Here is a 26050-nt window from a genome sequence, read left to right as displayed (position 1 = left end):
AGTTGACCAAATAACAACCAATGACGCCAATAATTCAGGCATCGCTGGTATCCTTTAGCTTCTCACTCACACTGGTTCTTCCTGGAGCACGTCAGATCACCGGAAAACGGTGTTTCTGGATGGGCACTAACTAGAAAGGCATGTCCTTGGTATACCGCACCAATAATCTGAGTCACAAGTTAAACCACTTTGAATGAATGAGAAAAGATAATGACGTTCTAGATCATTAAGCTCTGCCTTCCAAGTAACCGCTAACGCTGATCGTAACCGGCGCCGGAGCGCAGCGTAGGAAAAGCGGCACGCTTTTGGCATCCGGTTGATCGCTTGGTTAAATCACTAAGCGGCCCGTTAGCTTCCAATCATTAAAAACTTGGCCACCTCTACAATTATGACTCTAGTTCAGCCAAAGCCAGCTTTAACAGTCTAATCGCTTCACGCTTGGTATTTTCCGCGCACTCAGCTCTTGAGTCCGAATTTGGCACCCAACAGCCGACTTCAACGTTGCCACCATGCGAATCGACGTTCTCATGCAAGGTAACGGTGGTGTGGACCTTCTTTTCCTTTGAACTCGAGCTATATATAACTTCCATCACACGTTCCTCCTTATAGATTTAACGCAGAGGCCACCGGTGGCCTTTACAGAGCGAAGCGGCTTAAAGGGCATCCGCGGGACGCGAATGGTCATAAATTTTTCAGACTAGCTTTCCCACCAAGTCACCAAAACCCCAAATTCCGGTCCCGATCATTACTAAATAGGCCGCTACTCGGGTTGAGGAATGATCCTCTTGCTGAGGATAGAACTTAGTGTTTTGAACATTCCCCTCTCTCAGGGTTGGCATGTACTCAGTAAAAATAGCCACAATGACAATTGCTGAGCCCGATCGTGCAAACCACGTCCAATCTTTGGTAGCAAAGCTAATCCAAACGAACACGACTGCAACCACCGAACAGATAACCACAGATAGGTGGTGTCTAGACATCTTCAAGGCGTCTCCGAACAAGATATTTATAACAGCTAATTCAACGACAAATGACATCTAACTAAACGGGTCTATTTCAGTGCCTCTTCGATGCGCGTGATTAGATTGTTCTTAGATATCTGAAGGATACCGCATTCAGAAAGTGGGCCTTTTGGAGGTAAGCGTCAATTGTCGCAATTCGCCGGGCAATGACTGTTCTCTTGTCCATATCGATCATGCCAGAACTATTCTATAATTTTCAGAGCTTTGTAAGCCGATAGGGCAGAAAGCCATGAAGTTTCCGGACAATTGTCGTATATCCCCATATTCTTCAGTATCCGAAAAACAAAAAGGCCCGAAGTTCTCACCCCAGGCCTCCTCATCACTCATCGCGATCAATCATCTCAACCGCACTTACTGTCGCCACAATTCAGACAGGTCGCACAGCCGTCCATCACGATCACCGCCTTGGTGCTGCACTTGCCGCACATGGTGGCGTTGGGTGGGAAGTCGCTGGCTTTGTCGTCGTTGGTGGCCGTGGCGTGGCTGGCTTCGAATTCGGCGCGCTTTTCGGCGAGGATGCGCTTGGTGGTTTCGCTCATTTCCTCGCTTTCCAGCAGGCCGATGGCCTTCAGGTGCTTCTCGATCACGGCGCCGATTTCAGCCACCAGGGACGGCATGAATACACCGCCTTTCTTGAAGTAGCCGCCGTTGGGGTCGTACACGCTGCGCAGTTCTTCCACCAGGAAGGTTACGTCGCCACCTTTGCGGAATACCGCAGAGATAACCCGGGTGAGGGCGATTACCCACTGGAAGTGTTCCATCGACTTGGAGTTGATGAACACTTCGTACGGCTGCCGGCTTTCGTGGTCGGTGCCTTCGTTGAGCAGGATGTCGTTGATGGTGATGTACATCGCGTGCTCGGCGATCGGCGGTTTGATCTTGTAGGTGGTGCCCAGCAGGAAGTCCGGCCGTTCGATGTATTCATTCATCTGAACGGGTTTGGGTTCTGCCGGTGCCTGTTGCTCGGTGGCTGCCGGGTCGGCTTTCTTGACGCGGTAGCCGACGATTTTGTTGCTGATTTTAACTGTCATGGTCTTTGTCCTGTGTCGGTTTCCGGATCAATATTTACCGTAAGTGCCTTCTTTAAGCGCATCGAAGAGGTTGGCGGCGTTGTGGATTTCGCCGTCATACTCCACTTCTTCGTTGCCTTTGAGGGTCACTTTGCTGCCATCGTCCAGGGTGAACTCGTACAGGGTGTTCTCGAGGTCTTTTTCCTGGACGAGTACGCCCTGGAAGGCTTCAGGGTTAAAGCGGAAGGTGGTGCAACCCTTCAGGCCCTTGTCGTAGGCGTACATGTAGATGTCTTTGAAGTCCCGGTACGCAAAGTCCTGGGGCACGTTGGCGGTTTTGGAAATGGACGAGTCCACCCATAGTTGCGCTGCGGCCTGGATATCCACGTGCTGTGCCGGTGTCACGTCTTCGGACGTGGTGAAGTATTCCGGCAGGCGCTTGTCTTCTTCTTCAGAGAAGGGCATGGCGCCGGGGTTGATCAAGTGGCGGTAAGCCAGCAGCTCGAAGGAGAAAACGTCGACTTTCTCCTTGGTCTTGCGCCCTTCGCGGATGATGTTGCGCGCGTAGTGGTGCGAGAAGCTCGGCTCGATGCCGTTACTGGCGTTGTTGGCCAGTGACAGGCTGATGGTGCCGGTAGGCGCGATGGAGGTGTGGTGGGTGAAGCGCCCACCTTTCTCGGCCAGCTGTTCGATCAGCTCAGGCTCTACGCCGGCAATCCGCTGCATGTACCTGCTGTACTTGGCGTGCAGTACCCTGCCTTTGAGTTTGTCGCCCAGCTTGTAGCCGTCATCGGACAGCTGTGGGCACTTGGTCAGCATCTTGGGGGTGACTTCGAACTCATCATCCATGATCGGTGCCGGGCCTTTTTCTTCGGCCAGGGCCAGCGACTGGCGCCAGCCTTCCACGGCCATTTCACGTACCACGTCTTCGGTGAACTGCACGGACTCTTCAGAGCCGTAGGGCATACGCAGCATGGCGAGGGTGGAACCCAGGCCCAGGATGCCCATGCCATGGCGGCGCTTGTAGGTGATTTCATGGCGCTGCTCTTCCAGCGGCAGACCATTGATTTCCACCACGTTGTCCAGCATGCGGGTGAAGATGGCGACTACCTTGCGGTACTTCTCATAGTTGAAGCTGGCCTTGTCGGTGAACGGGTAGTCCACAAACATGGTCAGGTTTACCGAGCCCAGCAGGCAGCTGCCGTACGGCGGAAGTGGCTGCTCGCCGCAGGGGTTGGTGGCGCGGATGTCTTCGCAGAACCAGTTGTTGTTCATCTGGTTGACCTTATCGATCAGGATGAACCCTGGCTCGGCGTAGTCGTAGGTGCTGGTCATGATGGTGTCCCAGATGAACTGGGCTTTGAGGGTGCGGTAGATCTTGCACGCCACTTTGCCTTCTTCGTTGACCACGTAGTTTTTCTGGACCGGGAAGTCGCGGTAGACGAACTGGCTCTCGTCGTTCAGGTCGAGGCCTTCCGCTTCCGCTTCTTTACGGGTGACCGGGAAGGACAGGTGCCAGTCGTCGTCGTTACGGACGGCGTCGATAAAGTCTTCGGTGATCAGCAGCGACAGGTTGAACTGGCGCAGGCGGCCGTCTTCACGCTTGGCCTGGATGAAGTCGATCACGTCCGGGTGGTGTACGTCGAACGTTGCCATCTGGGCACCGCGGCGGCCACCGGCGGAAGACACGGTGAAGCACATGCGGTCGAAAATATCCATGAACGACAGCGGGCCGGAGGTAGTGGCGCCGGCACCGGCCACGTAGGCGCCTTTCGGGCGCAGGGTAGAGAACTCGTAACCGATACCGCAGCCTGCTTTCAGAGTCAGGCCGGCTTCGTGGTTTTTCTCCAGGATGTCGTTCATGGAGTCCTGAACGGAACCGGAGACGGTGCAGTTAATGGTAGAGGTGGCGGGCTTGTGAGCTTCCGCGCCGGCGTTGGAGGTGATACGGCCGGCCGGTATGGCGCCGTGGCGAAGGGCCCAGGCGAAATCTTTCTTGAGCCTGGCGCGGTCGGCCTTGTTCTCTACCTCCGAGAGGGCAGTGGCGACACGTTCGTAGGTCGCTTCGATGTCCTTGTCGACCGGTTCACCGGTTTTGGTTTTGAGTTGATACTTGCTGTTCCAGATGTCCAGCGAAGCTTCCTGCATTGGAATTGTTGTTATCACTGCCTGTGCTTTAGCGTTCATTACTACCCTCGAATGTCCGGTATGTCTTTGCGATGGCCGCTGCAATGCGCAGCCGGCCATACCCCTTTTGTGTTGCAAGATCTGTAAAACACTAGATCTGGTATGTCGTTGCTCGCCGATTGGCCCGGAAAGGGCCTGACAGCGCGTTTTCAGGAAAGATGGTCACCCTGTGTGTGCCTGAATGCCGGTAGTGGTGGGCTGTTCAGACAAATCCCATATATGGGTGAATATGTCTGGAGTATAACAGGATATAGTGGTCTGTGAAGAAGAAGACGACTATGGATAGCGCCTGGCAGCGTAAGAAAATCAATGGCAGACACCTTGAAAATCCGGGAATGACCGCCGAAACCTTGCCTTGAGCGGTTTTGTCAGATACCACTAGATGTTGTGGTTAAAAATTGTGCAGCTAGAAATTTGAAAAAATTCAGGAGAAGATGATTGCGGGGCAGATAAATGCCCCGCTGACCGGATTATCCCAACAGCAGGCTGTCGTCTGTTATTTCCAGCCCGCGCTGTTTTTCGAACAGCTCCAGAAGGTCTTTCACTTCCAGCCCCTCGCGGTCCTTGCCGGCAATATCAAAAACGACCTGGCCCTGATGCAGCATAACCGTGCGGTCGCCGACTTCCAGCGCCTGTTTCATGCTGTGGGTGACCATCAGTGCGGTGAGCTTCTGCTCCTTGATGATCTGGGTGGTTAGTTCCAGCACGAAGGATGCCGTTTTCGGGTCCAGCGCGGCGGTGTGCTCGTCCAGCAGCAGTATGGCAGATGGCGTCAGGCTGGCCATCAGCAGGCTGACAGCCTGGCGTTGGCCGCCGGAGAGCAGGCCCATCTTGTCGCCGAGGCGGTTTTCAAGCCCCAGGTTGAGTGAGGCCAGGCTGTTTTTGAACTGGTCCATATAGCGGGCTTTGACCGCTGCGCTCAGGCCCCGGCGTTGGCCACGTTTAATGGCCAGCGACAGGTTTTCTTCGATGGTCAGGCCTTCGCAGGTGCCTGCCAGCGGGTCCTGGAAAACCCGCGCCACACGGCCAGCGCGCTTGTAAGTGGGCAGCTTGGTGACGTCCTGGTTGTCCACGATGATTTTGCCGCTGTCGACCATTACTTCGCCGGCGAGGGCATTGAGGAAGGTGGATTTGCCGGCGCCATTGCTGCCAATAACGGTGACAAACTCCCCCTGGTTGACGGTCAGGCTCATTCCGCGCAGGGCGGGGTTTTCAAGGGGTGTGCCCTTGCCGAAGGTCAGTTTCAGATCGGTTGCTGTAATCATGATTTCCCCTTCAGGCCTTGTTGCGGGTAAACCGCGCGGCAACGGACGTGCGAACACCGGGTAGCACTATGGCCAGTGTGACCAGAACAGCGGTGATCAGGTTCAGGTCCTGTGCCTGCAGGCCCAGAAAGTCCGCATTCAGTGCCAGGGCGATGGCCAGCCGGTAGATGATGGCGCCGATAACACAGGCAATCAGGGCCCGCACCACCGATGAGGGTGTCAGTACGGCTTCACCACCGATCAGCGAGGCCAGGCCAATCACGATCACACCCACGCCCATGGTGACGTCTGCAGCTCCCTGGCTCTGGGCAAACAGCGCACCTGCCAGGCCCACCAGGCCGTTGGAAAGGGCTACGCCCAAAACAATCATGGCGCCGGTGGCGATGCCCTGTGCCCGGGCCATTCTCGGGTTGGCGCCGGTGGCGCGCATGGCCAGTCCGGTTTCGGATTTCATGAAGCGCCACAGCAGTACCAGGCCTGCCAGCACTACCAGGGTGAACAGCACCACGGGTACCTGGTGGTATTCAAGGTCCAGGTTGTACCAGGGGGTGAGTACGGTTTCTTCGGTCAACAATGCAATGTTGGGCCGGCCCATAATCCGCAGGTTCACGGAATAGAGCGCGATCATGGTGAGGATCGAGGCCAGCAGGTTGAGGATGTTGAGCTTTACGTTGAGCAATGCTGTTACAGCACCGGCGCCCATGCCGGCGATAACGGCAGCGCCGGTCGCCAGCCAGGGGTTTACACCCTCAATAATGAGTACCGCAGCTACGGCGGCGCCCAGAGGAAAACTGCCGTCTACCGTCAGGTCCGGAAAATCGAGCACGCGAAAGGAAATGTAGATACCGAAGGCGACCAGGCCGTAGATAAGGCCGGTTTCTATGGCGCCGTAAAACGCAATATTGCTAAGCATGGGGAAGGTTCACCGTAAATGAAAACGGGCAGCCCTTGTGAGGCCGCCCGTGAACAGTGTGTTATTGGTCGCTGTTTACGACTTCCTGGGCTTCGCTGATCAGTTCGTCAGACAGGGTAATGCCCATACGTTCTGCGGCAGCCGGATTGACGAACAGGTTCAGAGTGTCAACGGATTCCACATCCATGTTACCGGGATTGGCGCCCTCAAGGATGCGGGCAACCATGGCGCCGGTCTGGCGGCCGTGGTCGTAATAGTCGAACCCGAGTGCGGCAACGGCACCACGGCTGACGGTAGCCGTGTCAGCCGCGAATACCGGGATGCTGGCGCGCTCGCCCACGGAAATGACGGCTTCTACGGCGCTGATCACGGTGTTGTCGGTGGTCAGGTAGATGGCGTCTGCCTTGCCGACCAGGGAGCGGGCGGCACCAAGTACTTCCGAGGTTTTGGTGGCAGCGGCTTTTACCAGTTCCATGCCGCGGGCTTCCAGGCGCTCTTCAATCAGTTCTACCAGGGCAACCGCATTGGCTTCACCGGGGTTGTAGACAGTGCCAATGCGCTTCGCATCGGGAACCACGCGCTCAAGCAGGTCCAGGTGGTTTTCGATAGGCAGCATATCGGTCACGCCGGTAATGTTGGCGCCGGGAGCTTTCAGGCTTTTGACCAGTTTCGCACCCACGGGGTCGGTCACTGCAGAGAACACCACGGGCGTTTTGCGGGCAGCGGCGACCATGGTCTGCGCCGAGGGCGTGGCGATGGCGACGATGACGTCCGGGCCTTCGCCCACAAACTTGCGTGCGATCTGAGAGGCGATGGCGGAGTTGCCCTGCGCGCTTTCGTGCATGATGCGCAGGTTTTCGCCGTCTTTATATCCCTGTTCTTCCAGTTCGTCCCTGACTCCCTGATACACGGCGTCCAGCGCCGGGTGCTCCACAATCTGGGTAATGGCAACAACACGCTGTTCATCAGCCTGAGCTATTACTGCCAGTGCCAGCAGGGCAGTGCCAAGCAGTGTGCGCATAATTCTGTTGGCCATAAGCCGGTCTCCCGAGTCAGTTCAATATGTGTAGCGTGACCTGAGTGTCGAACGCCCGTTTAATATCGGGGCGGAAGTTTATCACAGGCTGTTCGCTTGCGGGGTAGGGGAAGCTACCTTATTGGTCAATTCCAGAGGGGGAATCTGTCGCTAGAATGTCCGGGATAGGGAATAGTTTTATTTGCGTCACGTTTTGACGGCGAATCATGTGTTGAAATAGTCTACTAAAGTCGGATACGCGAAACCCCTTACAACTATAATCCAATAACTCGAATAACACATTTCAAGGAAGGTCCATGGACACCACCAACAAACTCCCCCTGGATATGCTCTACCACTGGGAAACCGCAAAGGCGGACTCCCTGTACATGACACAGCCGATCGGTGACGGCAAAGTCGAGGAATACACCTGGAAACGCGCTGTGGACGAGGCCCGTCGCATGGCGTCTTACCTGAAATCCCTGAGCCTGCCGGAAAAAAGCCGGGTGGGGATTATCTCCAAGAACTGTGCCCAGTGGGTTATGTCGGACTGGGCTATCTGGATGGCCGGCCATGTTTCCGTTCCGCTGTACCCCACGCTGAACGCGGATACGGTGAACTACATTCTGAACCACAGCGAGTGCGAGGTTCTGTTTGTCGGCAAGCTTGATGACTGGGACATGATGAAGTCCGGTGTGCCGGAGTCCGTGCGTTGCGTGTCCTATCCGCTGAGCCCATCCAACGACTTCGAAACCTGGGACGACATTGTCAGCAAGTTCCCGCCGCTGGAAGAGAACACCCATCGTGATGCCGATGAACTGGCCACGATTGTTTACACCTCAGGCAGTACCGGCCGCCCCAAGGGTGTGATGCTGAGCTTCGGCAACATGGCGTTTGCCGCTGAAGGCGGCATGGAAGTGCTGAAAGTCGGTTCCGACGAGCGCATGCTGTCCTACCTGCCACTGGCCCACGTGTTCGAGCGCACGTTTGTGGAACTGGCCTCGTTGTATGCCGGTTTCCGGTTATATTTCGCCGAATCGCTGAATACCTTTGTGCAGGATCTTCAGCGGGCCCAGCCCACACTGTTCCTTTCAGTGCCGCGCCTGTGGGTGAAATTCCAGCACGGTGTGCTACAGAAGCTGCCGAAAGAGAAGCTGGACAAACTGCTAAAGATTCCTCTCGTGAACAGGCTGATCAAGAAAAAGGTGCTCAAGGGCCTTGGCCTGGACAAGGTGAAACTTGCGGGCAGCGGTTCAGCACCGCTTTCCCACGATGTGCTGGACTGGTACCGCAACCTGGGGCTGGAACTGCTGGAAGGCTACGGCATGTCCGAGAACTTCGCCTATTCGCACATGAACAAGCCGGGCCGTTCGCGCACCGGTTATGTGGGTGAGGCGCTACCCGGCGTGGAGGTGAAGATTAGCGATGTTGGCGAGATTCTGGTCAAGAGCCCGGCCACCATGATGGGGTATTACAAGGATGAAGAGAAAACCCGCGAAACCTTTACCGAGGACGGCTTCCTGAAAACCGGCGACAAGGGCGAACTTGACGAGATGGGCCGCCTGAAAATAACCGGCCGCATCAAGGAAATTTTCAAGACCAGCAAGGGCAAGTACATTGCGCCGGCGCCAATTGAAAACCGCCTGATGTCCCACGAGGCCATCGAGATGGTGTGTGTGTCCGGTTCCAACCAGACCCATCCGTACGCGCTGGTGATGTTGGGTGAGGAAATCCGCCCGAAGATGGCCGATGAGGCGTTCCGCAGGGAGATGGAGGAGAGCTTCAAGAAGTTGATCACTGATGTGAACAAGACGGTTGATCCCCACGAGCAGCTGGCGTTTATCACCGTGGTCAGTGACGAGTGGTCGATCGAGAACAGCTTCCTGACGCCGACGCTGAAGCTCAAACGCAATGTGGTTGAGGATGCCTATCAGGAAAAGGTCGACAGCTGGTACGCTAAACGCGAGCCTGTCATCTGGCAGTAAACCGACGTTAGTCGCATAGGGAAAGCGCGAAAACGGGCATAAACTGAGTACACGTTCAGGAGGGAATATGACTCAGTTAGCCCGGTTTCAGAAACGCATTCATACCATGATTCCACTCTCGGAAGCGCTGGGTGTGGAACTGCTTTCCTACGATGGCCATGCCTTGCTGGTGAGCGCCCCCCTGGAACCCAACCATAACCATAAGGGAACCGGTTTCGGCGGCAGTGTTTATTCAGTGGCGGTGATTTCAGCCTGGGGATTGGTTGAGCTTGTTCTGTCCGACCTGGGGCTGGCCGGAAACGCAGTGATACAGGTTGGCGAAATCGAGTATATTGAACCTGTTGAAAGTGACTTCTACGCTTTATGCCGCCTCCCCGGTGGCGAAATTCCCGAAAGATTCCGCAAGAGTCTGGCGCGCCATGGTAAAGGGCGCCTGTCTTTGATTGCCGAAGTTTATTGCGGCGAGCCTTCAACGGAGCCCCTCAGCGAGCCGGTAGCGGTATTCCAGGGGCGTTTCGTGGTGCATGGCGCCCGCTCCAGGCCAGTTATCTAGCAAGGCCGGGCATCTGCATCACGCTTTAGCTGATGGAGCGAGATCCAGAGATGGACTTGCTCATCAGAATAATCGGCAGGATGCCGGCCAGTACGATAATCAATGCGGGTAGCGCACTGTGTGCCAGCTGCTCATCGGAGGCGAACTGATACACATAGGTGGCCAGCGTCTCGAAGTTGAACGGCCGCAGAATCAGCGTTGCCGGTAACTCTTTCATCACATCCACGAACACCACCAGAGCGGCGGTAATCAGGGTGCCCCTGAGCATGGGGAGGTGCACCTTCACCAGCGTCTGCCCGGGTGTGTGCCCGAGGGATCGGGATGCCATGTCCATGCTCGGGGTGATTTTCTGCAGGGCGCTTTCCACACTGCCTGCGGATACCGCGAGAAAGCGTACGGTGTAGGCAAACACCAGGGCAAAAGCAGAGCCACTGAGCAGAAGCCCGCTGCTGACCCCGAAGGTCTCCCTCATAATACTGTCTACCCAGTTATCAAACCCTGCCAGTGGCACAATCACACCTACGGCAAGCACCGCACCGGGCATGGCATAACCCAGGCTGGAGAGCCGCATCATGATCTGCATGCCGCGGGTATCGTGAAGCCGGCGGCTGTACGCCAGGGTTACGCCGATAATCAGCGTTGTCAGCGCAGCGGTGCCCGACAGGAACAGGCTGTTCAGGGTGTTGCGAATGAAGTCCGGGTTCCAGCTCTCATCGAAATATTCCCAAGCGTACTGGCCAAGAGTGATGGCCGGTAACAGAAAGCCGAAAATCACGGGCAGGGCGCAAACGGCCAGGCAAATCATCTGGCGGGGAAACGACATGGTAAAGCGACGAATAGGCTCGCGGTTGTCCCGCGCTGCGAACTGCTGCTGCTTGCGCCGTGAGTAGCGTTCGAGGGTGACCAGAATCACCACGAAGGCCAGCATGGTGGTTGCAATCTGTGCGGCACCGCCCAGGTTGCCGAGGTTCATCCAGGTGTCGAACAGGCCGGCGGTCAGGGTCTGCACCGCGAAGAAGTCTACGGTACCGAAATCATTGAGGGTTTCCATCAGCACCAGGGACAGGCCCACGGCAACGGCGGGGCGTGCGATGGGCAGTACCACTTTGAAAAAAGTGCTCAGGGCGGAGTGGCCCAGGCTGCGGCTGACGGCAAATAATGACGGTGACTGCTCAAGAAAGGCAGCCCGTGCCAGCAGGTATACGTAGGGGTAAAGCACCAGGCCGATCATCAACGTGGCGCCTTCCAGGCTGCGAATTTCCGGGAACCAGTAATCCGCGGCGTTATTCCAGCCAAACCACTCCCGCAGGGTAGTCTGAACCGGCCCGGCGTAATCCAGCAGGCTGGTGTATACATAAGCGATAACGTAGGCCGGCACTGCAAAAGGCAGCAACATGGCCCATTCGAAGAACTTGCGCCCGGGAAATTCGCACATGGTGACGGCCCAGGCAGTGGCCAGGCCAATTGTCAGGGTGATTACCGCAACGCCTGCCATCAGCTTGAGGGTAGTGGTCAGGTAGCGGGGAAGGGTGGTATCCAGCAGGTGGGGCCAGATGTTCTCTTCGGGAAACAGGGCAAGGAGTATCACAGACATTACAGGAAGTGCCACGATGGCCGTGGTAAGCGCTGCTGTGATCAGCCAGCGTTTCGAGGTCCGCTTGGCCAGCAGAGGGTGGTCAGCTCCGGTCTGGTCTGCGGTAATGGCCTCGGTCATAGGTTCCCTTGGGGTTCATGAAAAACGTAGGGCCGGGATTGTACAAAAAAGCCGGGACCAACGTCCCGGCTTTTTTGACGGAAGTGCCTGATTAGTTGTCGTAATCGACACGGTCTACCATGCGCACGGCTGCATTGCGGTTTTCTGCAATTTCCTGCAGTGACAGGTCATCCGGATTGATCTCGCCCCACTCGGCTACGATGCCTGAGGACTTGACGTCCGGGTTGGCCGGGTATTCAGTATTCGCCTCAGCGTAGATAGTCTGTGCTTTTGGCGTGGACAGGAACTCCATCAACCGAATGGCGTTGTCGCGGTTAGGGGCACTGTTGGTCAGTGCGATGCCGCTGATATTGATGTGAGTACCACGGCCGTCGGCGTTGGGGAATACCAGGCGTACTGCCTCGGCCTGTTCACGCTGGTTTTCGTCGTTCAGCATGTTGCCATAGTAGTAGCTGTTACCAATGGCCAGATCACATTCGCCAGCGTGGATGGCTTTGATCTGGTCGCGGTCACCGCCCTGGGGTTTGCGCGCCAGGTTGTCTTTCAGTCCAGTCAGCCATTCTTCGGCCTTTTCCTCACCGTGATGAGCGATCATTGAGGAGAACAGGGCAATGTTGTAAGGGTGCTTGCCGCTGCGGGTACAGATGCGGTCGTTCCACTTGTCGTCAGCCAGCTCTTCATAGGTGGTGATCTCGCCTTCCTCAACACGCTCTTTGGAAGCGAAGATCAGGCGGCCGCGTGTGGTCAGCGCAAACCACTTTCCGTCCGGGTGGCGCAGGTTTTCAGGGATGTTTTCTTCGAGCGTATTGTTGCTGACGCCTTGCACCAGATCCCGCTCAACCAATTCATTGATGCGGGAAATGTCAACGGTCATCACCAGATCCGCCGGGCTGTTACGTCCCTCGCGCTCTAGCCGCTCTGCCAGCCCTTGCTTGGCGAAAACCACGTTGGTCTCGATACCGGTTTCTTCTTCAAAGGCGTTCAGAAGGGGTTCGAGCAAATAGGCCTGACGGTAGGAGTAGATATTGACTTCGCCATCGGCACTGGCCTGAACGGGCAGGACGCAGGCTGCTGCGATGGCGGTAGCGGCAAGTTTCATGCGCATGTTGTACCTTCCTTCGTTGGTTGCGGTAAGAAGCAGTAGCTTGCTGAACGGTATTGAGATTCAGCAATGTTTAAAAACAACAACCATTCTCATTTCTGTTTGGTCAAGTGTCAATACACCGTTGCCATATTCTTTTCAAAATGGTGCTATGCTTCGGAAGACTATAAAAACTATGCAAAAAGTGGTGGGAACACAGACTATGGTTGGGAATGATCGTAGAATACATAACCGCACAGCAATGAGTGCGAAGGTCCGCGTGACTCATGAGGAGCTTGGCGAATTCGTGTTCTCGACCAGAGATATATCCGATGGCGGTGTTTTCCTGGTGGTGGATACCGAGCCATTTGCGCCATCCATCGGTGACAAGGTTCAGGTCCAGGTGCAGGGCCTGCCGGTTCCCGCCCCGGTGCTTGACATGGTGGTGGTACGCAAGACCAACGATGGATTTGGTTTGCAGTTCGCAGACCAGTAATACGGATGTTATCAGTATGAAATGCCCCGGGTTTTCCCGTTCCTCCGGCCTTCTCGCGGCCCTCGCACCGCTGCTTCTGAGTGGGTGTGCTTCCTATTACAGTCATTATGCGGTGTTCCCGGCAGAAAACTCCCAGGGGGAGGCCCGCCAGGTAAAGCTTACCTGGCAGACCGCTGAATACCCGGGCTGGTGGGTCGTCGATAACAAGTCCACGCCTGTCACCATAGAAACCCAGTGCAGTACCCGGAAGTGGCGGCTGGTGGATGACAGCCATGATGAGGCCAGCCAGAGCGACTGTGGTGGTGGGATTCGCGCCTGCGGAGCTGAAGGTGAGGATGTTCTGGCCCGGACCGGCCGGCCCGCAGGGCCTGACACTCGTTGTATGGCTATCAATCCCGATGATCCGGCCGCGCTGATCACGGATACAGGGTCGTCACTGCAGCTACTGGTTTCCTGCAAGCCCGTGAGTACGGTTCGCGGCAGTGATGATGGCCGTGAAAATACCGACTACATTCGAGCTTCTTCGGTGCCTTACACCGTATACAGCCGCAAGTCCCCCCGTGGAAGGCTGAATGCCGGGCCTCCCGAGCTCGGTGACGGTGTCTGTGAAAGCGACGAATAGTTTTCTGACAATCTGTTTAATTGTGAGGGTTGTCACGTTGCTACACTTTGTTTCCCGTTGATAGTTTTCGTTACTCCCTGTCGCATTTGGGTTACTTTGCACTACATAAATGTAATGGACTCTTTCGCAAGGGACGTCACAATAGTGATTATCGATTCGTGGACGTACAGAGGTGCCCCGTGGGAGTCCGCCAAACAAAAATAGCTGTACATGATCTTGAGATCGGCATGTTTGTATCTGATCTCGATCGCCCGTGGCACCAGACGCCTTTCCCGATCCAGGGCTTCCACATCCGCTCCCAGGATGACATCCGTTCACTGGTTTCCTACTGCAAGTGGGTTGCCATAGACGTGGCTGAAACCCGTGACAGCATCGAACAGAACAAATCCGGCGGCCGTCTGGCTGCTGGTAAATCCCGGCCCTCCGGAAACAACCGCGAGGAAGTGCAGCTACCTCCGCTGAGCATCAAGGAGCCGGTGAGCTATCACAACGTCACCACCATGAAGAAAGAGCTCAAAGCATCGAGGAAGGTCATTCTGGATGCCGAGGCCTCGCTTCATCAGGTTTTTCAAGCGGTGCAGGAAGGCGATGCTCCGGATTTGCGTGAGGTGGCGGTTGTTACTCGCAGAATGGTTTCCAGTGCGGTTCGCAATCCTGACGCGCTGCTCTGGCTCAGCAGAACACGGCACCATGACGATTACACCTACCGGCACTCCCTGAATACCGCCGTTTGGGCGTTGGTTTGTGGCCGTCAGCTCGGGCTGAACGAAGGGCTGCTGAATCACCTTGGGTTGGGTTGTTTGCTATCGCAGATTGGCAAACTCGACCTTCCGGACCAGATCCTCCGCAACGAGGGTAAGCTGAACGCTGATGATTTCGCGATCTACCGTAGTTATGTCGAAAAAGGCGTAGCCAAGCTGGCGGATACCGGTTTATCCCGCGCTGTTGTCAGCGTTGTGCAGGGGCACCGGGAGCGCCATAACGGTTCCGGTTTCCCGGAAGGCGTCCGCGGTGACCGAATTCCATTACTGGCCAAGGTGGCCGGGCTGGCGGAATATTTTGAGACTCTGATTGGCCCTCGTGATTCGGGAGAGCCGATGACACCCGCCCGTGCGGTAAACCTGCTTTACGACATGCGCAACATTGAGTTCCAGGTAGACCTGGTTGAGCAGTTTATTCAGGCCATTGGTATCTATCCCACTGGCAGCCTGGTTGAGCTGACTGATGGCCAACGCGGTATTGTGGTTTCCCATACGCCAGAGCGCCGCTTGTGGCCGAAGGTGATGGTGATGACGGATCGCGAACACAATCCCCTGAAGTCCGCCCGGATTGTGGATCTGGCGAGATACAACGACGGCCGAAACCAGCACGAAGCGCTGACCATTGCCGAGTGTCTGCCGCATGGCACCGAGGGGCTGGATCCGGAACGCTACGATGTCACCGGGGCGGAGTCTCGCTGGAGTCTATCCCGTATCGTTGGCGCCTGAGGTTGCCAGAAAGGCAGTTTATTCAATAATGACCCGCAACTGCTTTTTCACCCAGCGATAGGTATCGTCCGGGCGGAAGTTGACCAGCAGTTCTGATTCCCCTCCTGTTTCCCCCGCAACAAAGTAGTCTACGGACGCTGACTGCCATCCGAAGGAATGCACAACCACGTCCTGGTCGCGGGTGCTGATAGCTTCGATGTCGTCCAGCTCGGGTTTGCCGGCTATTTTCCTGACGCTGACGGTTTTGATAGCGGTATCGGCTGCGGGGAACTCCACCACATCGTCGTCCAGGTAATAGCGGTTCGCCAAGCGGGTGCTGATGGCGTCCAGTTCCCGGGTCAGGTAAGCTCTGGCATCCTCAACCTCCGCGTCCTCAAGGCTGCGAACCGCGTTCAGTATCCGGTCGCGCTTGTTCTCCAGGTCCTCGCGGTAGTCAACGTTTTCATCACGCTCGTCCACGTTCTCGGGGCGCTCAGGGGCTGCGGTGATTTCGGCATCCGTGGGTGGGTCTTCGCACAGTTCATTGTCTTCAGGAAAGAAGCAGATACGACTGAGCACCTGGTTAGCGGGCGACGGATCGTTACCTGCGGATTCAAATTCGTCCTGGGGCGCATTGAAGTCAATCGGCTCGTCCAGGTCAGCCAGGGCGGTATTCAGCTGGCTGATTACGCGCTCCCGAATGTCGATGCCTTCACCATTAGAAAGGTTCAGCTCCCAGTTCAGCGCCATCAGGAAGCGGGTGAGGTTGATCAGGGGGACGTCCTGGAGCAACTGCTGCTCGGTAATTCTGTGGCTCTGAAGCCCTTCGTCTGTGGTGCCGGCGACTTGCAATGCGGCCCGCAGGTCCGGGAAAAATTCCAGCGGCGTGACCACCGGCCGCACGGGGACTCCCTCCGCCAGTTTGAGATTGCCGACTTTCAGGCTCAGGGTCTCACCCGGGAAATAGTGATAACGGCCCTGTTCGTCAGTGGCGCCGTTACGGCTTGCGGTGGAGTAAGCCAGCCCGGTGATGCCGGCGGGCATGATCTGGCCGGTGCGGGAGCCGTCTTCGCCACCACTGCCATCATCGCCGAAGCAACCAGCTAGAAGCAGGGCTGAAACCATGGGCAGAAAAGCAGACTTGAAGTGAACGGATCTCATGGCAGCGCGTACATTTCCCGACGTTTTGGCTTGCGTGGCAGAGCCTTTGTAAATTGTTGTAACCGGCATTATAGGGAGGCCGGTTCTGCCATATCGGGAAACCTGTCGCAGTTTCAGGTTTTAGTGACTCTGGCCCGGCCGCCCACCGCCTACTTGAATTTCTCTTTCCGGACCACAACTTATAGCTACCTGTTTTTTTGTTCCTCCTCTGGATTCATTATGACCAACGCACTCGAAATTGAAGGTCTGGTCAAGACCTATGGCGACGGCTTTCAGGCCCTCAAGGGCATTGATCTGCATGTTGCCGAAGGTGACTTTTTTGCGCTTCTCGGTCCCAACGGGGCCGGCAAGTCAACCACGCTGGGTATTGTCTGCTCTCTGGTCAACAAGAGCGCTGGCAAGGTTCGTGTGTTTGGGTCCGACATCGACACCCACCTGTCTGACGCCAAGCTGAACCTGGGTGTTGTACCCCAGGAGTTCAACTTCAACCAGTTCGAGAAGGTGTTCGACATAGTCACTACTCAGGCGGGCTACTACGGCATACCTTTGAAGCAGGCCTCCGTATCCGCTGAGAAGTACCTGCGTCAGCTCGGGCTATGGGACAAGCGCAACACCCCGGCAATGATGCTGTCCGGTGGCATGAAGCGGCGGCTGATGATTGCTCGTGCCCTGGTCCACGAGCCGAAGTTGCTGATCCTGGATGAACCCACGGCAGGCGTGGATATCGAGTTGCGCCGCTCCATGTGGACCTTCCTTGAGGAAATGAACCGCCGGGGCACCACCATTATCCTCACTACCCACTATCTGGAGGAGGCGGAAGCCCTGTGTCGCAATATTGCGATCATCGATCACGGCCGGATCCTGCGGAACACCAGCAAGCGCGACCTGTTACAGCAGCTGAGTTCAGAGACCTTTGTGCTGGATACCGACGAGCCGCTAGAGAAAGCGCCGAAACTGGACGGTTTCTACAACCATCTCGATGGCGAGGGTGGCCTGGTAGTGGACGTAGAGAAGGGCCAGAGCCTCAACGGTATGTTCATTCAGCTTGAGCAACAGGGCATTCGTGTGGTCAGCATGCGTACCAAGGCCAACCGGCTGGAAGAGCTGTTCATTCGCATGGTGGAAGACAACAACACCAGCAACGCAGACCAGGGAGTAAGCGCATGAGAACGGACGCGATGCTGACTGCCTATAAAACGATTGTGAACCGGGAAATTCGCCGGTTCATGCGCATATGGCCGCAAACCCTGCTGCCGCCTGCTGTCACCATGACGCTGTATTTCATTATTTTCGGCAACCTGATTGGCTCCCGTATCGGAGTGATGGGCGGTTTTGACTATATGTCGTTTATCGTTCCGGGGCTGATCATGATGTCGGTGATCACCAGCTCCTATGCCAATGTGGTGTCGTCGTTTTTCTCCATGAAGTTTCAACGCAGCATTGAAGAGCTGCTGGTATCTCCGGTGCCCAACTGGGTCATTCTGGCAGGGTATGTCACCGGCGGCATGTCCCGTGGGCTGGGTATTGGGCTGATCGTAACGTTGCTGTCTCTCGGGTTTACCCAGCTGTCGATTCATCATCTGCCGATGGTTATTTTGACGGTGTTCCTTACGTCGGCACTGTTTTCACTGGGTGGCTTTATCAATGCCATGCTGGCCACCAAGTTTGATGATATCTCCATCGTGCCGACGTTTGTGCTGACACCACTGACTTACCTGGGCGGGGTGTTCTATTCCATCAATATGCTGCCGGGCTTCTGGCAGGGGGTGTCGATGATCAACCCGATTCTCTACATGGTGAACGCCTTCCGCTATGGCATTCTCGGCGTGTCGGATGTCAATCCATACGTTGCGCTTGGTATGATTCTGCTGTTTATTGCCATTCTGTCTGCCATTTCCCTGCGCATGCTGGCGCGCGGCAAGGGCATTCGTCACTGATGTCTGGTTCCAGGATTGATCATGGCCCTTATTGATGCTCCGCTGGGCAAATCCAGCGATTACCCGGACGCTTACAATCCGGACCTGCTGTTCCCGGTAGCCCGGGAGGAGAACCGCCGTCGTATTGGTCTCGATGATGGCCGCTGGCCCTGGTTTGGTGAAGACCTGTGGCAGGCCTGGGAAGTTTCCTGGTTGCGGCCGGGCGGTGTGCCAGCGGTGGCCTGGGCAGAAATCCGTGTACCTTCGGCATCGCCGGCGATCATTGAATCGAAATCCCTGAAGCTGTACCTGAATTCCCTGAACCAGACGGTGTTTTCCTCCGCTGATCAGGTCAGGGATGTAATTTCCCGGGACCTGTCCAGCGCCAGTGGCGCCTCGGTGACGGTAGACCTGCACAGTGTTGACCAGGGGGCGAGGGCTGTTGGGCGACCTGAAGGTTTCCTGCTGATCGACGACGAGGAAGTGGATTCCGTCGGTTACGAGTACAACCCGGACAGCCTGATGGCCACTGGCGATGCGGTCTCGGAAAAGCTGTGCTCGCATTTGCTGAAGAGCAACTGCCCGGTAACCGGCCAGCCGGACTGGGCCACGGTATTGATCGATTACACCGGCCCGGCAATCAACCGGGCAGGGCTGCTGCGTTACATTGTGAGTTTTCGTCAGAAGCAGGATTTCCATGAACACTGTGTGGAAACAATGTTTACGGACCTGATGGCCAGGTGCAAACCGCAACATCTTTCGGTTTGCGCACGGTATACCCGGCGGGGCGGGCTGGATATCAATCCCTGGCGCAGCACCGAACCGGAACACGCGGCAGGGCCAAGGTTAATCAGGCAATAAGGTGTTGGGGTAGCTCAGGAATCTTCTTCCTGACGTAACCGCTCGGCAGCATCCTCGAGGGCAGTGAGAATGGACTCGCGCTCCTGCTCGGTTATCTTTTCCGAATCCAGGTACATGGCGAAGCCGCTGTGTTCGTGCTCAAGAAAACTGCGGTTGGGCCCCATGTCGCGGCGGAAATCGACAACTTCGTAGATGGATACCGGGCGCCCGAAGCCCTTCACCGTGATCTCGCCCTTGTCGCGGCACATGATGCGGTCTTTGATCAGCGAAAAGGTTTCGTAGGAAATCAGTATTTCACCGGGCTCTGCGAGGGATTCAAGCCGACTGGCCAGGTTCACTTCCTTGCCAATGATGGTGTAGTCCATGCGGTTCTCGGCACCGAAGTTGCCCACGGTGGTGTATCCGGTGCTCATACCCATGCGAATCTCCAGGGGCGTTTTGATGCCCTGGCTGCGCCATTTCTGCCGCATGATTTTCATGTGCTTGCGCATTTCTATGGCCATGGACACGCAGGCGAAAGCATCCTCTTTCTGGCCCCGGCTGGTGGGGTCGCCGAAGAAGATCATGATGGAATCACCCACAAACTTGTCGATGGTGCCACCGTATTTGAGGGCGACCTCGGACATCTCATTGAAGTAGTGATTGAGCAGTTCGGTCAGCGCCTCCGGTTCCATCTCTTCGGACAGTTCGGTAAAGCCTTTGATGTCGGAGAAGAACACCGCCAGTTTCTTGCGTTGGGTTTCCAGCCGAACGTCGCGTTCACCGGTAAAGATGGACTGCCACACCTGGGGTGAGAGGTATTTGGACAACTTGTGGGACAGCGCGATGGACTGTTCCCGTTGATTCTGAATCTGGGTTTTTGCCATCATCAGAGCACGCGCCTGCTGGTGTGAGTAAAAGGCGGTAACGCAAATGTAGAGCCCTGTGGCCAGTATGGCGATGATGCTGGTAATCAACGGCGACTGGAAAGAATCCGCAGGCCCTACAATGGCCAGGCCAATTGCACAGCTGGCCGCCATGAACATCGTGCCAAACAGCCACTGGCGGATGCCGCCGATGATCAGGCAACTGAACATCAGCATCAGAAACACGGCCACGGCCGGGATGGCAATCAGCCCGATGCAACCTACAAATCCGCCCCCGATGGCACAGTCCACAAGCAGCATTTTCTGGCGTATGCGGGGAGAGTTGCGCAAAAAGGTTTTGCGGGTAAGCTGGTGGGCAATATGAGGCCAGGTGAGGGCGCCGGCGAGCAGCCATAGCATCCACATGCCAAACACATCCTGCAGGATGCCTGAGACAATGATCCCCGCGGTTGCCGTATACGCCAGAATTCTGCCGTTGTAATCCGGCATGGGGGGAATGGCTATCGGGTTGTGCTGCGCGTCCAGTACAGCAGATTTACTGGCGCTGGAGCTGGCGTTACGCAGGTCAATCGGTGCGCTCATCATGTCAGATGCAAATCCGGGGAGTTGCGAAAGCTTGGCTGTTGGCTCATAAAGCGTCTACCGGCTTATTGTCATTGTTCGGGTAGATAGTCTGTGTTTATCGTGGAAATTACTTAGACTAAAGACTAACAGTAATACTTCTTTCCCACAATTCGAAGGGGTATTCGTCCGGAAGTGACGGCATATCCCTGAACATAGCGAGATGATATGACTGTAGTAATGGATGCATTGTTGAACCGATCCTCTGAGGCGCGCGTGACCGCGCCGGCACCGGATGCGCAAACTCTTGAGAAAGTGTTCGCCTGTGCCGCGAGAGCACCGGACCATGCCCTTTTACGGCCCTGGCGGTACCTGGTTATAGAGGGAGACGAAGCCCTGGCCGCTCTGGGGGACCTGTTTGCTTCCACCCCCGACGCCGATGCCCCGGAGAAAGTGCGGGAAAAGCTTCGCGCGAATGCCATGAGGGCACCGATGGTCATCGTCGGTATTGCCTGCCATCAAAACCACCCCAAGGTGCCGGAAATCGAGCAGACCATGTCGGCGGCCGTGGGCATGGGCTATTTGCTCCTGGCACTGGAAGCGGCGGGCTATGGTGGTATGTGGCGCACCGGCGGCCTGGCTTACCATCCCGAGGTTGCGAAAGGACTTGGGTTGAAAGATAACGAGATCATTACCGGGTTTCTGTATGTTGGCAGCGTCAGTTCGAGCAAACCGACGGTACCTCGTCCTGACCAGACCGAGTTTGTCGGCCGCTGGCCGCAGTAGCAGGAGGTTGCCGGCCGTTTGCCCCTGCCGGCTCTGGCGGGGGAAATCCATTGCCGCTTTCATCGTATTTCCTTTCCCCGAATTGCCCGCGAATCCGCCTCAGCCCGCGCCCTGCAACAACTTCTAAAAACTGGCATTGCGATTGCTTTTACTCCTGCATGAAGCATAACCGGCAATACGAACAACGCCGGATGCAGGAATCGGAGGCATTATGGCTATTTCCCTGGACAAAGCATTAGGCATTCACCAGCACGCCCTGGAAGGGCGGGTGAAGCGTGCCGAGGTGCTGGCAAACAATCTTGCCAATGCGGATACCCCTGGTTACAAAGCACGGGATATCGACTTTCAGGCGATGATGGAAAAAGCCCAGCAGGGCATGAACAGCGGGTTCGGCATGAACCGGACGCACGAGTCTCACATGGACACGTCGCCAATGGGCCAGGACAGTGAGCTGCTGTACCGCATTCCGCATCAGCCTTCAGTGGATGGAAACACGGTGGACTCCCAGCAGGAGCAGTCCCGCTTTATGCGTAACGCGATGGACTACCAGGCCAGTTTCCAGTTCCTGGATGGCAAAGTTTCAGGCATCAAAAAGGCACTCTCGGGTCAGTGATCCGGGCGCAGTCAATTAACTGAGGAGCAACACCATGTCACTGGGTAGCATTTTCGATATCGCCGGGTCCGGCATGACAGCCCAGTCACTGCGGCTGAACACCACTGCGTCCAACATCGCCAACGCCGAGACCGCCAGTTCCAGTACCGAACAGACCTATCGCGCGCGTAAGCCGGTGTTCGCGGCCATTCAGCAGTCCATGCTGAACCCATCGCAGCAAGGCATGGCCTTCGGTAGCGAAGAGGGCTCTGGAGCGGGTGTGAGGGTTGAAGGCATTGTTGAAAGTGACGCTGAATTACAGATGCGATATCAGCCTGAACATCCCGCGGCCAACGAAGAAGGGTATGTGTACTACCCCAACGTGAATGTGGTTGAAGAAATGGCGGACATGATGTCTTCATCCCGCAGCTTCCAGATGAACGTGGACATCATGAACAGCGCCAAATCCATGATGCAGCGCATCCTGACCCTGGGTCAGCAGTAACCGAGCGAGGATTTAATCATGAGCGCAATTAACCCGGCAGACGCTTCGGATGTGCTGAGCAAATACAAGCTCGAACAGCAGCAGACCAAAAGCGGCAATGAGCTCGGCAAAAACGAGTTCATGGAGCTGATGATCGCCCAGTTGAAGAACCAGAACCCCCTGGAGCCCCAGGACAACGGTGAGTTTATCTCCCAACTGGCGCAGTTCAGCTCTCTGGAAGAGATGCAGGGCCTTTCCGGCAGCGTGGACGATGTGGCAAGTCAGTTCCGTTCCACCCAGGCGCTGCAGGCATCAGCCATGGTGGGCCGTTCTGTTCTGGCGCCTTCTTCAGTGGGCATTCTGGGCGCTGAGGGCGAGATTTCAGGCAACGTTCAAGTTCCGGCCAGCACCTCCGGTTTGAGAATCTCGATCGAGAACCAGGCAGGTGAGCGGGTGCGGCAGATTGACATGGGCTCCCAGCAGGCCGGGGTAACCGGGTTCAGTTGGGATGGCAAGGACGGCAACGGCAACAGTTTGCCTCCTGGCCCATACAAAGTGGTCGCTGAAGCATCCACTCCGGACGGTCCCGAACAGCTTGGCACCATGCTCAGCGCCAACGTTGACAGCGTTTCGCTGGGCAAGGGCGGCAATATTACGCTGAACCTCGCGGGCATGGGCTCCATTGCCCTGTCGGAAGTTGAGCAGATTAATTGATACCGGTGAAACGGCAAGGGGTGAAGTATGGCTTTTAACACAGGTCTTAGCGGCTTAAGGGCATCATCGGTTGACCTTGATGTCACCGGTAACAATATTGCCAACGCCAGTACCGTAGGTTTCAAGGGTAGCAAGGCACAGTTTGGTGACCTGTACGCCAGCGGTTTTCTGAGCGCCGGCACCAACCCCATCGGTGACGGCGTTCGGGTCCAGGACGTCAAGCAGTCCTTCAGCCAGGGCAATATCAGTTTTACCGATAACGGTCTCGACCTGGCCATCAATGGCGATGGCTTTTTCGTGCTGAACAATGGCGGCGAAGTCCGTTATTCCAGGGCCGGCCAGTTCGGTATCGACAAGGACGGCTTTGTTACCAACAATCAGAATATGCGGGTTCAGGGCTTTGTGGCCGATGATGACGGCAACCTGTCGGGCATTCGCGATGATTTGCAGGTAGAAACCGATAACCTGGCGCCTCGCCGCACGACCAACCTCCGTTCGGACCTGAACCTGGATTCCCGGGAGACCGTTCTGGAGCGGCGGGTGGCGGATATGGGCGACTTTACGGCACCGGCAGGGGCCACAGGTTTTGCCTCCGAAACCTTTGAAATCAACTATGCAGACGGCAGTGTTGTTAGTGTGCCGATCAACGATGCAGGAGTATCTGATTTCTCGGCAGCCGATGTGGTAGACGTTCTGAACGGACAGGAAGGCCTCTCTGCGTCGGCAACGACCACTTATGAGGGTATGTCGGAAGGTGATCTGCAGGATGCAATCGATGACGGCGGCTTCGACTTCAATCTGGCTGTCGGCGGCGTAACGGTGCCGGTCGATCTGACGGGCGTCGGGGATCCGCAATCTCTGGTAAATGCGATTAACGATGCCCAGGCCCCGACGATTAGTGCATCGCTGACCGGCGGCAACCTAAGATTGATTGATAATAGGGGCAACAATCTTACTGCCAGTTTTAGCAGCACTAACCTGGGCCAGGGGCCGGATACAGCCGTTGGTACAGTCAGGCCGCAAGCTGACCGCGATATCACGGACATTGCTTCAACCGGCGTTGAAACCAATCTGACAGATTCGTGGGATGCGAGAACCATCGAGATCACCAACCAGTTCAATCCCCTGGATCAGCGCACCTATAATCACGCCACATCGACCACGATCTATGACAGCCTGGGTAACTCTCATGAGATGACCCAGTTCTATGTAAAACAGCCGGCTCCGGGAAATGGTGTGGGTGTCAGTGAATGGTCAGTTTATACCCAGATCGATGGCGAGTTTGTAGGGGGAACCGATCAGAATCCCTATCAGGCGCGTTTTAATCAGGATGGTGAGCTGCAGTCGGTGAACGGTGATCCCAATGGGGAAATCCTGATCGACGACTGGACTCCCAAGGATGCCGACGGTACACCCAACGGTGCCGACGGGCCTCCGGGGCCGGGGGATAACATCACTACCCCGATTCCAGACCCCCCCACAACCTCCGCCTTTGTGCTGGACCTAGGCAATACCACCCAGTACGGCAGTGATTTCGGGGTGAATGACCAGCGCCAGAACGGTTACGCAACCGGTCGTCTGTCAGGCCTGGATGTCTCGGACCAGGGTGTTCTGTTCGCACGATACACCAACGGACAGTCCCAGTCGCTCGGGCAGGTGGCCCTGGCGTCTTTCAACAATACCAATGGGCTCTCGCCTGTCGGTGAAACGACCTGGGTGGAAACCTTCGAGTCTGGCCAGCCCATCGTCGGCGCGCCGGACACCGGAACGCTCGGCTCCATCAAGGCCAGCTCTATTGAAGAGTCCAACGTGGACCTCTCGGCGGAGCTGGTAAACCTGATCATTGCTCAGCGGAACTATCAGGCCAACGCCAAGACCATCGAAACTTCCGATGCCGTCACCCAGACGATCATCAATCTCCGCTAACCCTGAAAACTGAACATGGCACAACTCCTGCAGGAACACTGGAAAGACTGGAAACAGTCAATATTCCGGCAGGAGTTTTCCCATGGACAAAGCCCTCTACATCGGCATGTCTGGCGCCAAACAGAACATGCTTTCCCAGCAGGCCCACGCCAACAACCTGGCCAACGTCAGCACCACCGGCTTCAAGCGGGATTTTGCCCAGGCCCGCAGCATGCCGGTTTTTGGTGAACACCATCCCACACGCGCCTATGCCATGGCGGAAAGACCAGGCACAGACCTTTCCGCTGGAGCCCTTCAGGACACAGGCCGCAAACTGGATGTTGCTGTAGAAGGTGATGGCTGGTTAGCCGTCCAGAACCAGCAGGGCGAGGAAGTGTTCACCCGTTCCGGCAGCATGCAGATTGATGTGAACGGGCTGATGCGCCTATCCAGTGGCGAGATGGTCATGGGTAATGGCGGCCCCGTTGCCTTGCCTCCTTTCGATAATGTGCAGGTCGGTGCCGATGGCACGATCTCCATTGTTCCAGTAGGTGGACCCCCGGATCAGCTGGTTGAGGTAGATCGCCTGAAGCTGGTGAATCCGCCGCCTGAAGCACTCGAGAAAGGACAGGACGGCTTTATCCGCCGCAAGGCGGATCAGGCGCTGGATGGCCCGGAGCCACCCGATGCAGCTATGCGCGTGGCCTCCGGCTTCCTCGAAAGCTCGAACGTGAATGCCGTTGAAGAGATGATTTCGAACCTGCAGTTGTCTCGTCAGTACGAGATGCAGGTGAAGATAATGACAACTGCCAACCAGAATTCCGAGGCTTCGGCACGACTGTTGCAGAACCTCTGATAAACCTATTGAACATCGT

23 protein-coding genes are annotated in these 26050 nt (G+C 56.3%); 14 read left to right on the top strand and 9 right to left on the bottom strand.

The window, feature by feature from the left end:
• Positions 1–1363 precede the first annotated feature (1363 nt).
• The 5 genes from M8010_RS13070 to M8010_RS13050 form a co-directional block, all read right to left on the bottom strand.
• Positions 1364–2053, bottom strand: coding sequence for a TSCPD domain-containing protein (locus M8010_RS13070; protein ID WP_250091818.1), 690 nt, complete (start codon positions 2051–2053; stop codon positions 1364–1366).
• 27 nt (positions 2054–2080) lie between these two features.
• On the bottom strand, positions 2081–4219 hold the full coding sequence (locus M8010_RS13065; RefSeq protein WP_250091816.1) for an adenosylcobalamin-dependent ribonucleoside-diphosphate reductase: 2139 nt from the start codon (positions 4217–4219) through the stop codon (positions 2081–2083).
• Between the two features lie 470 nt (positions 4220–4689).
• Positions 4690–5484 (bottom strand): ABC transporter ATP-binding protein, encoded by a 795-nt coding sequence (locus M8010_RS13060; protein WP_250091814.1) that lies wholly within the window; start codon positions 5482–5484, stop codon positions 4690–4692.
• 10 nt (positions 5485–5494) lie between these two features.
• Complete coding sequence (locus M8010_RS13055) at positions 5495–6397, bottom strand: ABC transporter permease (RefSeq protein ID WP_250091813.1); 903 nt, start codon at positions 6395–6397, stop codon at positions 5495–5497.
• Between the two features lie 61 nt (positions 6398–6458).
• Entirely contained in the window at positions 6459–7433 is a 975-nt protein-coding gene (locus M8010_RS13050) for an ABC transporter substrate-binding protein (RefSeq protein WP_250091812.1), read from the bottom strand.
• Between the two features lie 296 nt (positions 7434–7729).
• Here M8010_RS13050 and M8010_RS13045 point away from each other — a divergent pair, with 296 nt between their 5' ends.
• Both M8010_RS13045 and M8010_RS13040 read left to right on the top strand, forming a co-directional pair.
• Positions 7730–9397, top strand: coding sequence for an AMP-binding protein (locus tag M8010_RS13045; protein ID WP_250091810.1), 1668 nt, complete (start codon positions 7730–7732; stop codon positions 9395–9397).
• A 67-nt stretch (positions 9398–9464) separates the two neighbouring features.
• Entirely contained in the window at positions 9465–9950 is a 486-nt protein-coding gene (locus tag M8010_RS13040; RefSeq protein ID WP_250091809.1) for a thioesterase domain-containing protein, read from the top strand.
• A 25-nt stretch (positions 9951–9975) separates the two neighbouring features.
• Here the strand turns inward: M8010_RS13040 and M8010_RS13035 are convergent, their stop codons facing one another.
• Together M8010_RS13035 and M8010_RS13030 are read right to left on the bottom strand one after the other, a co-directional pair.
• Positions 9976–11664 carry an ABC transporter permease gene (locus M8010_RS13035; protein ID WP_250091808.1) on the bottom strand — a complete coding sequence of 563 codons (1689 nt, stop codon included), beginning with the start codon at positions 11662–11664 and terminating at the stop codon, positions 9976–9978.
• A gap of 91 nt (positions 11665–11755) precedes the next feature.
• On the bottom strand, positions 11756–12769 hold the full coding sequence (locus M8010_RS13030) for a Fe(3+) ABC transporter substrate-binding protein (RefSeq protein WP_250091806.1): 1014 nt from the start codon (positions 12767–12769) through the stop codon (positions 11756–11758).
• Positions 12770–12968: 199 nt separating this feature from the next.
• On the opposite strand from M8010_RS13030, the gene M8010_RS13025 reads away from it, so the two are divergent.
• The 3 genes from M8010_RS13025 to M8010_RS13015 all read left to right on the top strand — a co-directional run bounded on the left by M8010_RS13025 (position 12969) and on the right by M8010_RS13015 (position 15350).
• The gene (locus M8010_RS13025; RefSeq protein ID WP_250091804.1) at positions 12969–13241 is read left to right on the top strand and encodes a PilZ domain-containing protein; all 273 of its coding nucleotides are present in this window, start codon (positions 12969–12971) and stop codon (positions 13239–13241) included.
• Between the two features lie 16 nt (positions 13242–13257).
• Complete coding sequence (locus tag M8010_RS13020; RefSeq protein ID WP_250091802.1) at positions 13258–13863, top strand: hypothetical protein; 606 nt, start codon at positions 13258–13260, stop codon at positions 13861–13863.
• A 179-nt stretch (positions 13864–14042) separates the two neighbouring features.
• Entirely contained in the window at positions 14043–15350 is a 1308-nt protein-coding gene (locus M8010_RS13015; RefSeq protein ID WP_502846219.1) for a cyclic di-GMP phosphodiesterase, read from the top strand.
• 18 nt (positions 15351–15368) lie between these two features.
• Here the strand turns inward: M8010_RS13015 and M8010_RS13010 are convergent, their stop codons facing one another.
• Positions 15369–16490 (bottom strand): organic solvent ABC transporter permease, encoded by a 1122-nt coding sequence (locus M8010_RS13010; RefSeq protein WP_250091799.1) that lies wholly within the window; start codon positions 16488–16490, stop codon positions 15369–15371.
• Between the two features lie 219 nt (positions 16491–16709).
• Between M8010_RS13010 and M8010_RS13005 the strand changes: the two genes are divergently transcribed.
• Genes M8010_RS13005 through queF form a run of 3 tightly spaced genes read left to right on the top strand, consistent with a single transcriptional unit; the run spans position 16710 to position 19267 of the window.
• Positions 16710–17657: an ABC transporter ATP-binding protein gene (locus tag M8010_RS13005; RefSeq protein ID WP_250091797.1), complete on the top strand. Its 948-nt coding sequence runs from the start codon at positions 16710–16712 to the stop codon at positions 17655–17657.
• Positions 17654–18427 carry an ABC transporter permease gene (locus tag M8010_RS13000; RefSeq protein ID WP_250091796.1) on the top strand — a complete coding sequence of 258 codons (774 nt, stop codon included), beginning with the start codon at positions 17654–17656 and terminating at the stop codon, positions 18425–18427. The genes M8010_RS13005 and M8010_RS13000 overlap by 4 nt, the downstream gene beginning before the upstream one ends.
• Positions 18428–18448: 21 nt before the next feature.
• Positions 18449–19267: an NADPH-dependent 7-cyano-7-deazaguanine reductase QueF gene (gene queF / locus M8010_RS12995; RefSeq protein WP_250091794.1), complete on the top strand. Its 819-nt coding sequence runs from the start codon at positions 18449–18451 to the stop codon at positions 19265–19267.
• Positions 19268–19281: 14 nt separating this feature from the next.
• Here queF and M8010_RS12990 read toward each other — a convergent pair whose 3' ends face one another.
• The gene (locus M8010_RS12990; RefSeq protein WP_250091792.1) at positions 19282–20718 is read right to left on the bottom strand and encodes an adenylate/guanylate cyclase domain-containing protein; all 1437 of its coding nucleotides are present in this window, start codon (positions 20716–20718) and stop codon (positions 19282–19284) included.
• Positions 20719–20922: 204 nt separating this feature from the next.
• Between M8010_RS12990 and M8010_RS12985 the strand changes: the two genes are divergently transcribed.
• The 6 genes from M8010_RS12985 (at position 20923) to M8010_RS12960 (ending at position 26031) form a co-directional block, all read left to right on the top strand.
• Positions 20923–21480, top strand: a complete 558-nt coding sequence (locus M8010_RS12985) for a nitroreductase family protein (protein ID WP_250091790.1) — start codon at positions 20923–20925, stop codon at positions 21478–21480.
• A 211-nt stretch (positions 21481–21691) separates the two neighbouring features.
• Complete coding sequence (gene flgB / locus M8010_RS12980; RefSeq protein WP_250091788.1) at positions 21692–22093, top strand: flagellar basal body rod protein FlgB; 402 nt, start codon at positions 21692–21694, stop codon at positions 22091–22093.
• A 34-nt stretch (positions 22094–22127) separates the two neighbouring features.
• Positions 22128–22577 (top strand): flagellar basal body rod protein FlgC, encoded by a 450-nt coding sequence (flgC, locus tag M8010_RS12975; protein WP_250091785.1) that lies wholly within the window; start codon positions 22128–22130, stop codon positions 22575–22577.
• 18 nt (positions 22578–22595) lie between these two features.
• Positions 22596–23270 carry a flagellar hook assembly protein FlgD gene (locus M8010_RS12970; protein WP_250091783.1) on the top strand — a complete coding sequence of 225 codons (675 nt, stop codon included), beginning with the start codon at positions 22596–22598 and terminating at the stop codon, positions 23268–23270.
• A 27-nt stretch (positions 23271–23297) separates the two neighbouring features.
• Entirely contained in the window at positions 23298–25196 is a 1899-nt protein-coding gene (locus M8010_RS12965; RefSeq protein ID WP_250091781.1) for a flagellar hook protein FlgE, read from the top strand.
• An 82-nt stretch (positions 25197–25278) separates the two neighbouring features.
• Positions 25279–26031 carry a flagellar basal body rod protein FlgF gene (locus tag M8010_RS12960; protein ID WP_250091780.1) on the top strand — a complete coding sequence of 251 codons (753 nt, stop codon included), beginning with the start codon at positions 25279–25281 and terminating at the stop codon, positions 26029–26031.
• Positions 26032–26050: the final 19 nt, after the last annotated feature.

The organism is Marinobacter sp. ATCH36 (assembly GCF_023555055.1).
Lineage (GTDB): Bacteria > Pseudomonadota > Gammaproteobacteria > Pseudomonadales > Oleiphilaceae > Marinobacter.
Note: the sequence above shows the minus strand (reverse complement) of the source record. Positions and strands in the feature narration are given on the sequence as shown.

Bases quoted from the DNA above. Each gene is read 5' to 3' on its own strand.
- M8010_RS12990 (WP_250091792.1), bottom strand. From the start codon at position 20,718: ATGATGAGCGCACCGATTGACCTGCGTAACGCCAGCTCCAGCGCCAGT.
- M8010_RS13010 (WP_250091799.1), bottom strand. From the start codon at position 16,490: ATGAGATCCGTTCACTTCAAGTCTGCTTTTCTGCCCATGGTTTCAGCC.
- M8010_RS13025 (WP_250091804.1), top strand. From the start codon at position 12,969: ATGGTTGGGAATGATCGTAGAATACATAACCGCACAGCAATGAGTGCG.
- M8010_RS12985 (WP_250091790.1), top strand. From the start codon at position 20,923: ATGACTGTAGTAATGGATGCATTGTTGAACCGATCCTCTGAGGCGCGC.
- M8010_RS13065 (WP_250091816.1), bottom strand. From the start codon at position 4,219: ATGAACGCTAAAGCACAGGCAGTGATAACAACAATTCCAATGCAGGAA.
- queF (WP_250091794.1), top strand. From the start codon at position 18,449: ATGGCCCTTATTGATGCTCCGCTGGGCAAATCCAGCGATTACCCGGAC.
- M8010_RS13050 (WP_250091812.1), bottom strand. From the start codon at position 7,433: ATGGCCAACAGAATTATGCGCACACTGCTTGGCACTGCCCTGCTGGCA.
- M8010_RS13035 (WP_250091808.1), bottom strand. From the start codon at position 11,664: ATGACCGAGGCCATTACCGCAGACCAGACCGGAGCTGACCACCCTCTG.
- M8010_RS13045 (WP_250091810.1), top strand. From the start codon at position 7,730: ATGGACACCACCAACAAACTCCCCCTGGATATGCTCTACCACTGGGAA.
- M8010_RS13020 (WP_250091802.1), top strand. From the start codon at position 13,258: ATGAAATGCCCCGGGTTTTCCCGTTCCTCCGGCCTTCTCGCGGCCCTC.
- M8010_RS13000 (WP_250091796.1), top strand. From the start codon at position 17,654: ATGAGAACGGACGCGATGCTGACTGCCTATAAAACGATTGTGAACCGG.
- M8010_RS13070 (WP_250091818.1), bottom strand. From the start codon at position 2,053: ATGACAGTTAAAATCAGCAACAAAATCGTCGGCTACCGCGTCAAGAAA.
- M8010_RS12970 (WP_250091783.1), top strand. From the start codon at position 22,596: ATGAGCGCAATTAACCCGGCAGACGCTTCGGATGTGCTGAGCAAATAC.
- M8010_RS13040 (WP_250091809.1), top strand. From the start codon at position 9,465: ATGACTCAGTTAGCCCGGTTTCAGAAACGCATTCATACCATGATTCCA.
- flgC (WP_250091785.1), top strand. From the start codon at position 22,128: ATGTCACTGGGTAGCATTTTCGATATCGCCGGGTCCGGCATGACAGCC.
- M8010_RS13005 (WP_250091797.1), top strand. From the start codon at position 16,710: ATGACCAACGCACTCGAAATTGAAGGTCTGGTCAAGACCTATGGCGAC.
- flgB (WP_250091788.1), top strand. From the start codon at position 21,692: ATGGCTATTTCCCTGGACAAAGCATTAGGCATTCACCAGCACGCCCTG.
- M8010_RS13030 (WP_250091806.1), bottom strand. From the start codon at position 12,769: ATGCGCATGAAACTTGCCGCTACCGCCATCGCAGCAGCCTGCGTCCTG.
- M8010_RS13060 (WP_250091814.1), bottom strand. From the start codon at position 5,484: ATGATTACAGCAACCGATCTGAAACTGACCTTCGGCAAGGGCACACCC.
- M8010_RS12965 (WP_250091781.1), top strand. From the start codon at position 23,298: ATGGCTTTTAACACAGGTCTTAGCGGCTTAAGGGCATCATCGGTTGAC.
- M8010_RS13055 (WP_250091813.1), bottom strand. From the start codon at position 6,397: ATGCTTAGCAATATTGCGTTTTACGGCGCCATAGAAACCGGCCTTATC.
- M8010_RS12960 (WP_250091780.1), top strand. From the start codon at position 25,279: ATGGACAAAGCCCTCTACATCGGCATGTCTGGCGCCAAACAGAACATG.